The 12125-nt window shown below is 42.1% G+C and carries 15 protein-coding genes; 14 read left to right on the top strand and 1 reads right to left on the bottom strand.

Annotated elements, in window-relative coordinates; translation table 11 throughout:
- Positions 1-9: 9 nt before the first annotated feature.
- The 3 genes from IEO70_RS03590 to IEO70_RS03580 all read left to right on the top strand — a co-directional run bounded on the left by IEO70_RS03590 (position 10) and on the right by IEO70_RS03580 (position 2634).
- Entirely contained in the window at positions 10-897 is an 888-nt protein-coding gene (locus IEO70_RS03590; protein WP_190996983.1) for a foldase protein PrsA, read from the top strand.
- A 96-nt stretch (positions 898-993) separates the two neighbouring features.
- Positions 994-1683: a hypothetical protein gene (locus IEO70_RS03585; RefSeq protein ID WP_190996982.1), complete on the top strand. Its 690-nt coding sequence runs from the start codon at positions 994-996 to the stop codon at positions 1681-1683.
- A gap of 246 nt (positions 1684-1929) precedes the next feature.
- Positions 1930-2634 (top strand): TVP38/TMEM64 family protein, encoded by a 705-nt coding sequence (locus tag IEO70_RS03580; protein WP_190996981.1) that lies wholly within the window; start codon positions 1930-1932, stop codon positions 2632-2634.
- A gap of 9 nt (positions 2635-2643) precedes the next feature.
- On the opposite strand, the gene IEO70_RS03575 is transcribed toward IEO70_RS03580, so the two are convergent.
- Positions 2644-3087, bottom strand: a complete 444-nt coding sequence (locus tag IEO70_RS03575) for a DMP19 family protein (RefSeq protein ID WP_407948440.1) — start codon at positions 3085-3087, stop codon at positions 2644-2646.
- Between the two features lie 197 nt (positions 3088-3284).
- Between IEO70_RS03575 and IEO70_RS03570 the strand changes: the two genes are divergently transcribed.
- From IEO70_RS03570 to IEO70_RS03520, 11 genes are all read left to right on the top strand, one after another.
- On the top strand, positions 3285-4319 hold the full coding sequence (locus IEO70_RS03570) for an XdhC family protein (protein WP_190996979.1): 1035 nt from the start codon (positions 3285-3287) through the stop codon (positions 4317-4319).
- Positions 4312-4965 (top strand): nucleotidyltransferase family protein, encoded by a 654-nt coding sequence (locus tag IEO70_RS03565; protein WP_190996978.1) that lies wholly within the window; start codon positions 4312-4314, stop codon positions 4963-4965. Before IEO70_RS03570 ends, IEO70_RS03565 begins: the two co-directional genes overlap by 8 nt.
- The gene (gene moaA / locus IEO70_RS03560) at positions 4907-5917 is read left to right on the top strand and encodes a GTP 3',8-cyclase MoaA (RefSeq protein WP_190996977.1); all 1011 of its coding nucleotides are present in this window, start codon (positions 4907-4909) and stop codon (positions 5915-5917) included. The genes IEO70_RS03565 and moaA overlap by 59 nt, the downstream gene beginning before the upstream one ends.
- Positions 5918-5924: 7 nt before the next feature.
- Positions 5925-6704 (top strand): molybdate ABC transporter substrate-binding protein, encoded by a 780-nt coding sequence (gene modA, locus IEO70_RS03555; RefSeq protein WP_190996976.1) that lies wholly within the window; start codon positions 5925-5927, stop codon positions 6702-6704.
- 13 nt (positions 6705-6717) lie between these two features.
- A complete protein-coding gene (gene modB / locus IEO70_RS03550; RefSeq protein WP_190996975.1) occupies positions 6718-7371 on the top strand; it encodes a molybdate ABC transporter permease subunit in 654 nt (217 codons plus the stop codon).
- A 4-nt stretch (positions 7372-7375) separates the two neighbouring features.
- Positions 7376-8392 carry a ThiF family adenylyltransferase gene (locus tag IEO70_RS03545; RefSeq protein ID WP_190996974.1) on the top strand — a complete coding sequence of 339 codons (1017 nt, stop codon included), beginning with the start codon at positions 7376-7378 and terminating at the stop codon, positions 8390-8392.
- A 12-nt stretch (positions 8393-8404) separates the two neighbouring features.
- Complete coding sequence (locus IEO70_RS03540; RefSeq protein ID WP_190996973.1) at positions 8405-9658, top strand: molybdopterin molybdotransferase MoeA; 1254 nt, start codon at positions 8405-8407, stop codon at positions 9656-9658.
- 503 nt (positions 9659-10161) lie between these two features.
- Entirely contained in the window at positions 10162-10620 is a 459-nt protein-coding gene (locus IEO70_RS03535; protein WP_190996972.1) for a molybdenum cofactor biosynthesis protein MoaE, read from the top strand.
- On the top strand, positions 10613-10846 hold the full coding sequence (gene moaD, locus IEO70_RS03530; RefSeq protein WP_190996971.1) for a molybdopterin converting factor subunit 1: 234 nt from the start codon (positions 10613-10615) through the stop codon (positions 10844-10846). The genes IEO70_RS03535 and moaD overlap by 8 nt, the downstream gene beginning before the upstream one ends.
- A 19-nt stretch (positions 10847-10865) precedes the next feature.
- Positions 10866-11369 carry a MogA/MoaB family molybdenum cofactor biosynthesis protein gene (locus IEO70_RS03525; protein WP_190996970.1) on the top strand — a complete coding sequence of 168 codons (504 nt, stop codon included), beginning with the start codon at positions 10866-10868 and terminating at the stop codon, positions 11367-11369.
- Positions 11370-11570: 201 nt separating this feature from the next.
- Positions 11571-12098: a YceI family protein gene (locus tag IEO70_RS03520; RefSeq protein WP_190996969.1), complete on the top strand. Its 528-nt coding sequence runs from the start codon at positions 11571-11573 to the stop codon at positions 12096-12098.
- Positions 12099-12125 lie beyond the last annotated feature (27 nt).

The following is a 12125-nucleotide window of genomic DNA, read 5'->3' as shown; positions in this document are numbered from 1 at the left end:
ATACAAAGAATGAAGGAAAAGTTTAAGAACAATAAATTTTTGAGTGCACTTATTCTTGTTGGTGTCGTTGCTTTAGCAGCCGTTGTCGGTGGTTGTAGCGTTGGCAAAGGTGAAACAGTAGCAAGTGTAGACGGCAACAAAATTACAAGTGATGAATTATATGATGTAATGGCGGCGCAATACGGCAGCACAATCGTAGATACAATGATCACAAACAAAGTAATCGAACTTGAAGCAAAAAAACAAGGCGTTAAAATTACTGATGAAGCGATTGAAGAAGAGCTGAATGAATTCATTGAATCATATGGCGGCAAAGATAGCTTTAATTCTGCATTAGAATACAGCGGCATTACATTAGAAGACTTTAAAAATGATATTGAAATCTATTTGATGACTGTAGAACTAATGTCTCCTGACATTGAAGTTACAGAAGAAGAGATGGAAAAGTATTTCGAAGAGAATAAAGATGATTTCGCACAAGCTGAAGAAGTTCGTGCCAGCCACATTTTAGTGGAAGATAAAGAAACGGCTCAAGAAGTGCTTGAAAAAATCAATGCCGGCGAAGATTTTGCTGAACTGGCTGCAGAATATTCGACTGATACATCAGCAAAAGAAGGTGGAGACTTAGGATTCTTCGGAACTGGTAAAATGGTGGAAGCATTCGAAAAAGCAGCGTGGGCACTTGACATTGATGAAGTTAGTGACATCGTTGAAACAGAATACGGTTTCCACATCATTAAAGTGACTGATAAACAAGAAGCAAAAGAAGCAGTATACGAAGACTGCAAAGATGAAATTAAAGATGTTTTAACTGAAGAAAAGATGAACGCAAATTACTCAACTTGGTTAGAAGAACTGAAAGAAAACTACGATATCAAAAATACATTTGAATCTTAAGTTTGGCCGGTTAAACAATTTCATTAATCCCGCTCATTGAATTGGAAAAAATGGGCATCCTATCATTTGAAATCTCACTTAAAGGAGGAATTGCAGATGCTTAGGATGTCCTTTTCTATTTGTATGGCAGCTGCTTTATTTGCAGGTCTTTTCATGGGGGGCGCCCCTCAGTCAGCTGAAGAAAAGCCGGCTTCAGAGTCAGCTGATAAAGAGAACTATCGGGAAATAAAAGGATATAAAGGCTTCAAGGAAGAAAGCAAGTTTATTATCGATCATGCGAAAGAACTTGGAATTGAGACGGAAAATAAAGAAATTGGGGAAATTTTGAAGGAAATCCGCAAAGCCCATATTATGAAGCAAGCAGAGGCACTTGGTATTGAAACTGAAAAGAAAGACTTCGAAACTTTGGAAAGGGAAGTCCGGCAAACCGTCATCCATAACCAAGCGAAGGAGCTTGGTATTTCAACGAAAGGCAAGGACTTGCAGCAGCTTGCTAAGGAAGTGAAGGAAGCCCATATTATGAAAGTGGCAAAGGAATTGGAAATTAGCACGGAAGGGAAAAGCCATAGAGAGTTAACCCGTGAAGTTCACGAAAAATTAATCCGGCAAAGCGCGGAAGAACTCGGCATTGAAACGAAGGATCAATCACCGCGTGAGCTGCTTGCCAAAATTATGAGCAGTGAATACCGTTCGAAAGCAAAGGAAATGAAATTATTTCCTTTCAACAGCGAATTCGGGCAATACTTTAATGTTCCGAAGGGTGAGAAGCCAAAAGCGGATGAATAAAAATATTAAGCCTTGCAGCAAGGGATTAACCTTACTTCAAGGCTTTTATTTTTGACATAAGTCTGATGTATATCGCCGGTTCCCTTTTTTTGTTTGATCTGAAGTATTACATTTTAAAAACAGTAGTTTGTTTGAATTGGATTTAATATAAAATTTGTAATGATTGAATAGGTTTACATCCACGGGTTTAGTGTATAGTTCAATATCTGCATATTTAAATGCTGTTTGAGGATGTGAAATAATAAAATGCGTAACATGAAAACGAAAATTCACCGAATGTTGCTGGGGCTATTGTTGCTTGTTTTATTATTTTTGCTTGGCTATTTGCTGATTACAAATATGAATCCGAATATAATTCCGATATTGACTTCAGGCAATCGAGATGCGATTGAAGAGATGCTTCGCAGCGAGACAGGGTTTTATGCGGTGCTATTAACAATAGTGATGGAGTTTTTACAGACGTTCTCAATTATCATCCCAGGTATGCCGATCAATATTGCCGCAGGAATCGTATTTGGCTGGTTCCAAGGGTCAATTATTTGTACAATTGGTTTTGTGGCTGCGAATACGGCGGTGTTTGTTATTGCTAAGAGGGTGAGGGGAATAGTCAGAAAGATTGTTCCGTCATCAGCCAAGAAAAACAGTCGCTGGAAGTTTATAAGTGAAGCAAAAAATCCGTTGCTGATGATTACGCTCGCTTTTGCTACTCCAGGTGTTCCAAATGGCTTCATTCCATACGTTTCCTCAACATTAACTGTTACGACGAACATGTTTGCTTTAGCCGTCTTTTGCGGAAGCTTGCCCGGCATTATCTTTAGTAATTTTATCGGCCACTTTTTGCTGAGAAAAAATTACATCGTTGTTGGTATCCTTGCCGTTGTTTGGCTGCTATTGTATGTTCTGGCACTTATCGGTATGAAGCTCATACATAAATTTAGAAAAAAGACGTAAAGGATCCTCTTAACTTGGGGATCCTTCGTTCGTCAATTGCTCATAAATTTCGCTAAAGTAGTTCTCAATCAAAAAATCAATTTCATCATTTAAATGATAATACCGGTAATCAGCTTTATGAACGATTTCGTAAAATTGATCCTCATCTATTTCGCCTTTTTCCAGTGCAACAAACAAGTTCCACATTTCTTCGCCATATTCTTCAAGAATAGCTGCATATTGAAAAGCATTTATTTTCTTTAAAATAGCTGTTAATTTTGCCAGATAGACCGTTATGCCAATATCTTTTATGTATTGAGATTTCCATCTTAACAAACCTTCGTGCCCGCCGCTTTCCATTTCGCAATAATATTGGAACACAAGATGTGCTTCGTTCGTTATTGCACTTTCAGAAGGGAACTCTTTTTCCATTAAAACTTGAATGACGGCACTCCTGATTTCCGTCTTGCTCATTTCAGACAATTTTATCATCTCCCTTTCTATAGTTTATTTCGACAAGCACTATTAAATGTCTTGCTGTTTTATATGATTTTAGGCATATTTATAAATTACAGTTCCTGCTATGTTAATTGACGTATTCATGTTATGTTTGCTATCATTATTTAACAAACTTTCCTTTAGTTGTAAATCGTTATGAGGGGATGATTAGCATGTCGCGATTGCATGAGTTTAAAGAACTTTTTCAACACATAACAGCAGCCTGGGGACGTGGAGAGCAGGCTGTTTTAGTGATTTTGACAGATGTGAAAGGCTCTGCTTACCGTTTGCCAGGAACAAAGATGGTGATGACCTCAGACGGCCGAATGTCCGGAACAATCAGCGGCGGCTGTTTAGAAAGTGATTTATTCGAATGGGCAAAGCATGTATTTTCGACGAAAACGATGATGATCCATCAATATGACTTGAGCGACAATGAAATCTGGAGCTTAGGCATCGGATGCAAGGGTAACTTGCGCTTTTTATTCCTTCCAATTTTACCTTGTAATCAATTTTGGCTTCATGTGCAGAATTTATTGTTTCGAGAACAAGATTTTACTCTGTTGATAGATTTAAATACGGGGAAAATGAGTTTAATAGAGGAAAATCGTACTTTGTATGGCGACGAAGTTCCGGCATCAGTGTTTACCCATGCCAAGCTTACCGCAAGCAGACAAACACGCGCTGAAATATTCGAGAAGCATTTTTACATAGATGCCGTGAAACGAAGCGAGAGACTGATTATAGCCGGAGCTGGTCGTGATGCTGTGCCTGTCGCTGATTTAGCGAGGCGGGCCGGTTTTGCCGTCACGATTTTGGATGCCCGTACCTATTTGAATAACAAGCAAAGCTTTCCCCATGCTGAACATCTTGTCAGAGAGCCGGAGGACATAGAGTCTAATCAGCTGATTGATAGCTGGTGGGTGATTATGAATCATCATCAAATGAAAGATGAAGCATCTTTAAAGCTTGCGATTGAGAGCAAACCGCGCTACATCGGTGTCCTCGGTCCAATCTACCGGACGAATGAAATATTAGCGAATATCGGTTATTCCGTCAACAGCGGACCAATCCATTCGCCGATTGGTCTTGATATCGGCGCAGAAAACAGCGATGAAGTGGCAATCAGTATTGTCTCGGAAATTATGAGCGTCAGAGCAGGAAGGGTGCCGCGTCTTTTGCACGGCAAGGTGAAAATACATGACTAAAATCGGTGCGGTCGTATTAGCAGCAGGCATGTCAAGCCGAATGGGGAAACCAAAGCAGTTGCTGCCGATTAAAGGAAAACCGCTTATCAGCTACCCTATATCATTAGCTGTCAGGATAAATTTACATCCTATTGTCGTAATAGCAGGAAAATACATGAAAGAAATCGAAAAAGTAATAGGAGATTGCAAGAATGTTTCATATTTGTACAATCCCGAATATCAATCGGGCATGGCTTCTTCATTGAAGCTAGGCATCGAGGCAGTGGGGCAACAGGTTGATGCGGCATTGATTTTTCTAGGTGATCAGCCGTTCATGCCGGATGGAGTTGTGATGGCGCTAATCGAAGAGTTTGAGCGGAATAGAACGAATGGAGTGCGAATTGTACGGCCGCGTTATGACGGTGAACCGGGGCATCCGATTTTATTTGATGCGACTCTTTTTGAACAGTTTCAGCATATACATGGTGATGAAGGTGGGCGCAACATTATCCGTAAACATCAGGAGCGACTTAAATTAATTGATTTTTCAAAAAGTTTATGGGGAGTGGATATTGATACACCCGAAGACTACGAGAGGGTGAAAAGGGATGAAAATAACAGATGCATTGAACCGGCCTTTACGCGATGTCCGAATGTCGGTGATTGATCAATGTAATTTACGATGTACATACTGTATGCCGGCAGAAGTTTTTGGCGCGGATTTCGCTTTCCTGCCGGAAAAAGAATTGCTGACATTTGATGAGATGACGAGGCTTGCTTCTATATTTGCTTCATTAGGTGTCCAAAAAGTTCGCATAACCGGGGGAGAACCTTTATTGCGAAAAGAATTGCCAAATTTAATCGCCCGGCTTTTCCGAATTGAAGGAATTGACGATGTAGCGCTGACAACGAACGGCATTTTATTAGGCAAATATGCAAATGGGTTAAAACGGGCTGGAATACAGCGGGTAAATGTCAGTTTGGACAGTCTCAGTGATGAAGTTTACGGCAAGATGAATGGACGCGGCCTTCCAGTAAGACGAGTATTGCAATCGATTGAAGCAGCGGCATCTGTCGGGCTGCAAATTAAAATTAATATGGTTGTCCAAAAAGGGGTCAACGATCGTGAGGTTGTGCCGATGTCTGATTATTGTTTTCGACAAGGCTATACATTGCGATTTATCGAGTATATGGATGTCGGCAGCACGAATGGCTGGAGTCAGGAGCAAGTAGTCCCAAGCCGAATCATCCGCGATGCGATACATGCGAAAAGGCCGCTTGAAGCGGTTGTGCCAAGCTATAAAGGCGAGGTGGCAAAAAGGTATCGCTATAGTGGCACAAATAAAGAAATCGGGTTCATTTCATCAGTGACCGAAGCTTTTTGCTCGACTTGCAACCGAGCGAGAGTTTCCGCAGACGGCAAGCTGTTCACGTGTTTATTTGCTTCTAAAGGAACAGACTTGCGAACGTTGCTTAGGTCTAATTTGACAGATGAAGAGATAAAATCTTTCATTATCGGAAATTGGAATAAAAGAAAAGATCGCTATTCCGAGCAAAGAATAGAGCTGAGAGACCAAAAATCGATTGGGAAAATCGAAATGTCATATATTGGAGGTTGATAATCCAGTGAAAAATTCCATTTCAGTTATATTTATTATTTCGCTCGCAGTTATGATAGCTGCTTGTTCCAGTAAAACAAGCGGTAAAGCTGGTCCGATTATTCTCACCGTGTCAGCTGCCTCAAGTATGAAGGATGTGCTGGAGGAAATCAGCAGTGAATTTCAAGAAAAATATCCTGACATTGAGCTGCGCTTTAATTTTGGCGCATCAGGAGCGCTTAAACAGCAAATTGAGCAAGGGGCGCCGGCTGATTTATTCATATCGGCATCTCCGGAAAAATACGCGGAGCTTGTCCACTATGACTTCATTCATATCGGCGACAGCATTGTGACGAATGAGCTTGTTCTGGTCACATCGAAAAATTTGCCATTCGAGATAGCGCGATTGAATGACCTCTCCAAAACTGAAATAGAAAAAATAGCAATCGGTATACCGGATGTCGTTCCGGCCGGCACGTATGCAAAGCAAACATTGCAGTATGAAAATATTTACCAGAAGCTTAAGCAAAAGCTTGTATTGGCAAAAGATGTCCGCCAAGTGCTGACATATGTTGAAACGGGAAATGCACAGGCCGGATTCGTTTATAAGACGGATGCGATGACAACGGAGAAAATAAAAGTCGCCGCAACAATTGACGCAGAAAGTCATGAGCCGATTAAGTATTCAGCCGGTATTTTGGACACTACCGAGCATAAAACCGAGGCGCTTTTATTTTTCGAGTTTTTAAAAGGAAAAGAAGCCGGCAAGCTATGGCAGCAGTTTGGTTTTAAACAGATTAACCATTAAGGCAGGTTTTTTCATGGCATCACAGTATTGGGAGCCCATGCAATTATCTTTGACAATAACGGCTGCAGCTGGGCTCATCGTTATTATATCAGGTACATTTTTAGGTCACTTTTTTGCTAAAAAGACATTCAAGGGCAAGATGCTCGTTGAAACGATATTAATGCTTCCGCTCGTGCTTCCCCCGTCTGTAATCGGCTTTTTGTTGATTGTCATTTTCGGCAATCAAAGCATTATCGGGGAATGGATGAAAGCAATTTTCGGACAGTCGATCATTTTCACATGGTACGCTGCGGTAATTGCTGCGACAGTTGTTGCTTTTCCGTTAATGTTTCAAACAGCGAAGGCAGGGTTTTACGGAATTGACCGGACTTTAGAGGAGGCAGCAAAAGATTTAGGGGCAAACAGGTGGCTTGTGTTTATCCGGGTTTCGATTCCTTTGGCTAAAAAGTCACTGGTTGCCGGCAGTATTTTGAGCATGGCGAGAGCATTGGGAGAGTTCGGAGCAACATTAATGTTTGCCGGCAATATTCCGGGTGTGACTCAAACCGTTCCGACGGCAATTTATATGGCGATTGATTCCGGAAATATGACGATGGCCTGGCTATGGGTAGTCAGCATGATGCTGCTGTCATTTTTCTTATTGTTTTTTGTCCGGGTGAGGGAGTGAAAGAATGGAAAATCGTTATGTAAAACAGGAGCTTTGTTCATTTATCGGACGTGACAGGCAAGAAATGTTGAAAAAAAAGCGGGTCCTGATCATCGGAGCAGGGGCATTAGGAAGTGCCGGTGCTGAGATGCTTGTCCGTTCGGGAGTCGGTGCCGTTACTATTATTGATCGCGATTATGTAGAATACAGTAATCTGCAGCGTCAGCATCTGTATAGCGAGAGTGATGCAGAAGCTGTGCTGCCGAAAGCGATTGCCGCGAAAAAACGATTGAGCGAGATTAATAGCGAGGTCGAAGTGGATGCCCATGTGCTTGATGTGACAGCTTCAAATATCGAAGCTTTTATTGGAAATGTCGATGTCATTTTAGATGCGACCGATAATTTCGATATTCGTTTCATCTTGAACGATGTTGCACAAAAAAAAGGGGTACCGTTTCTGTTTGGTGCTTGTGCCGGCAGTTTCGGTTCGACTTTTACAATCATGCCGGGGAAAACTCCGTGCTTGCAGTGTTTGCTTAAAGAAATGCCGTTAACAGGAGCGACATGCGACCAAGTCGGGATAATTAGTCCAATTATTCAAATTATAGCGTCACATCAAGTGACAGAGTGCTTGAAGTGGCTCATCGGCGATACAGAGGCATTGCGTCAAACGTATTTGACGGTTGATTTATGGAATAATCAATATTTATCAATCCGTATCGATAAAGCGAAAAAAGATGACTGCTTATCGTGCGGCGTGCAGCCGACTTATCCGTTTTTGCAATATGAGACACAAACGAAGGCGGCAGTGCTATGCGGTCGTGATACGGTGTTGCTCCGTCCGGCACAGAAGCAAATATATCCGCTTGAGCTGATTCAAAAGCGTTGGGAAAGACTCGGAAAAGTACTGCGCAATCCGTTTTTGCTGAGCTGCCAGCTTGAGCATTACCGGGTTGTTTTGTTTCAGGATGGCCGTGTGTTTGTGCATGGAACGAGTAATCTTCAAATCGCAAAAAATGTGTATTACAAAATGCTAGGTTAAGAGGTGGCAACAATGACAGACATACGGACAGCGATAGCGATTGGGGAAGCTATCCGAAGAGTTATGGATTCACAGTTCGAAAACAAAACAGAATATGTTCCTTTAGCGGAAGCGCACGGTCGCTTTTTGGCGGAGAATGTGATAGCTGACCAGGATGTGCCCGCATTCAACCGCTCGCTATATGACGGATATGCGATTCGATCAGAGGATACTGGTGACGGTCCGGTCAGCTTAGAAGTTATTGGTGAAATTGGAGCCGGCCATGTTTTTTCAGGAAAAGTCGGTGCTTTTCAGTCAGTGCGGATTATGACAGGGGCGCCATTGCCTGAGCAATGCAACGCGGTCGTAATGTTGGAACATGTTGAATCATATACGAAAAACGGTGTTACCTACATAACAGTGAAAGAAAAAGTACCGCATGGCATGCACGTGTTTTTTAAAGGAAAGGAGCTGCAGGAGGGAACTTGCATCGTCAAGAAAGGAACGCTAATCACGCCCGGTATTGTCGCTTTATTGGCTACGTTCGGCTACAGTATGGTATTAGTCGGAAAACGACCTATAATTGGCGTGTTAGCAACAGGAGATGAGCTTTTAGAAATTGACGAACCGCTCATTCTCGGGAAAATTCGTAACAGTAACTCATATATGCTGCTGGCGCAAATTGATAAAACAGGCGGAGATGGTGTTTATTTAGGAAACTTGCCGGATGACTTAGAGAAAAGTTTTGCTGCCGTTCAAGAAGCGCTCGCGAAAGTTGATGTCTTGATTACGACAGGCGGTGTTTCTGTTGGTGATTATGATTATATGCCTGACATTTACAAACGTTTAGGCGCGAATGTTTTATTCAATAAAGTGGCAATGAGGCCGGGCAGTGTGACAACAGTAGCGAAAAGAGGCAATCAGTTCTTATTTGGCTTATCCGGGAATCCTTCCGCAAGCTATATAGGCTTTGAGCTGTTCGTTCGCCCGGTCATTCGCAAGAGCCTCGGAAGCGGGCATCATCACTTGAAAAGCATAAAAGCAATTTTAACGGAAAATTACGCTGCACCGAAAGCATTCAGCCAGCTGATCCGTACAAAAATTCATTATGGAAATGCGAAGATATACGTATCATCAGTCGGATTGAATATGTCAGGCTCGATTACGTCGCTAGCGGGCGCGGATTCGTTATTAATATTACCACCTGCTGAAGAGAGTTATAAACAGGGAGATGAAGTGGATATTTTACTGTTGTCGGAAGGGCAGGAGCAAGCTTTTTTTTGCTAATTAAAAAGATGGCTGTCTAACCAAACACCTGCCATGCTCAGAGACCTAAGCAACCTCCTAAAAGAAACCGATGGCGGTTTCTTGTGTGGGGCTCTCACGATGAGAGTCACAGCGACGAAGATATGCGGACGTAGCGTCCCTAGTCGATGTTCCTTCTTAGGCTTTGTCTAGCTGCAGCGACCAGCCAGTTTTCATCTCCGATTAGACATCTCTGATTATCTTGTCAAATTCATGACTGGCAAGTGATGAATTTGACAGCTCGAGGTCATAAGCCAAATCACTCCGGAAATCTTACAATTTCCTGCATGATTCGTCTTATGCTGGTCGGAGGCTCTCAGGACGAGAGTCACAGCGACGAAGATATGCGGACGTAGCGTCCTTAGTCACTGTTCCTTACTTGCAGGCCGCTTCCGCTTTTCGAGCCTTTTTCACCGAGGTGAATCGAAGTAGCATAATCATGCTGAAAAAGGACCGGTGACGGTTTTTCTAAAGGAGTGAGCTAGATGGAAAACGAATTATTTGCGATTGTAGAAACATCGATTGTTACAGATGAAGTAATTCAAAAGGTGCAATCTGCCGATGCCGGAGCGATTACAGTCTTTATCGGAACAGTACGAGAAATGACGAACGGAAAAAGAACGCTGTCGCTTGAATATGAAGCGTATGTGTCGATGGCTGTGAAGAGCCTGGAAAAGATTGGAGCAGAAATAGAGGAGAAGTGGCCGAATACAAAAGTGGCGATTACACACCGCATCGGTCGTTTGGAAATAAGCGAAACAGCAGTCGTCATCGCAGTATCATCACCCCACCGGCAAGCCGCTTATGAAGCGAACCAATATGCGATAGAAAGGATTAAAGAAATCGTGCCAATTTGGAAGAAAGAGTACTGGGAGGATGGCACGAAATGGATCGGCGATCAATTAGAGCGTCATTCTTATGCGAAGGAGGGGTTAGATGATTAAAGTGTTGCTGTTTGCACAGCTGCAGGAGGAGATAGGAAAGCGCAGCTTGCAGCTAGAGGCAAATGAATGGACTGTAAAGCAAGTAAAGGAACATTTGCAGCAGAAATATCCGCATGCACTGTTTCAGGCTGCTATGGCAGCTATCAATGAGGAATATGCCTTTGAAGAAGATATTGTGAAAGATGGCGATACGGTCGCCTTTTTGCCGCCAGTCAGTGGAGGATGAGAAAAAAGGGGGAATTAAAATGAGTCATATTGAACATAAGAGCCAGCCGTTTGAACAACTCAGGGTCATGGTTTTGACGATTAGCGATACACGCCATGAGTTAACGGATAAAAGCGGGCAGCTTATGTTGAGCTTGCTGAAGAAAAACCGATATGAAGTGACAGATTACCAGGTTGTAAAAGATGAAAAAGAAGAGATTGAAGCGGCACTTTTAGCAGGATGTGAAAGCGATCGTATTGATGTCATTTTGACGAATGGCGGCACAGGCCTGTCTAAACGTGATGTGACATATGAAGTGATAGAGGAACTAATTGAAAAGACAATTCCAGGCTACGGCGAAGTGTTCAGAATGCTGAGCTATGAGGAGATTGGATCTGCTTCAATGCTTTCAAGAGCGATAGCCGGGATAAAAGGTGAGACAGTTATTTTTTCAACGCCGGGTTCGACCAATGCAGTCCGGCTGGCGATGGAAAAGTTAATTTTGCCTGAACTTCATCATATTGCAAGTGAATTAAAAAAATAAAATAATCAAAATATATTGACATTAGTTTCGGATGTGTGGTAAATTTATCTCGAAGTTGAGATAAAAAGATTCGAAATAAATTGACAACATTTGTTTTTAAAAAAGTTTGTAAGCTTCATAGCATGATAGAGCTGAAAACTTTTTTGGGCAAATACCTCGATTTCGAGATAAGACATACAAACAAATTGGAGGAATTTTAAAATGGCGAAATTTACAGTGGATCAAGCGCACACAACGATTGGATTTGAAGTGAAACATATGATGGTATCAAAAGTGAAAGGTCAGTTTGAATCTTACACAGCTGAAGTAGAAGCGGCTGATCTAACAGATTTAACGACAGCAACGATTGCATTCAAAATTGATGTAGCAAGCATTAACACTCGTAATGCAGACCGCGACAACCACTTAAGAACAGGCGATTTCTTCGATGCGGAAAGCTTTCCGACAATCGACTTCGTATCAACAAGCATCACAAAAGACGGGGACGACTACGAAGTGACAGGCGATATGACAATTAAAGGCGTAACAAAACAAGTGACTCTTGAAGTCGAATATAACGGTAAAGGCGTAAACCCATGGGGTGTAGAAGTTTACGGTTTTGAAGCAGAAGCAAAAATCAACCGTGAAGAATTCGGACTTACTTACAATGCGGCACTAGAAACAGGCGGCGTGCTAATCGGTAAAGACGTGAAATTGAAAATCGAAGTCGAATTGAATCCAGCTGCTTAATTTTAAAATGCATCCGTCCGTATTGTG

It is taken from the genome of Peribacillus faecalis (assembly GCF_014712675.1).
GTDB lineage: Bacteria > Bacillota > Bacilli > Bacillales > DSM-1321 > Bacillus_AD > Bacillus_AD faecalis.
The sequence above is the reverse complement of the archived record's forward strand: the minus strand, read 5'-3'. Positions and strand labels throughout refer to the sequence as shown.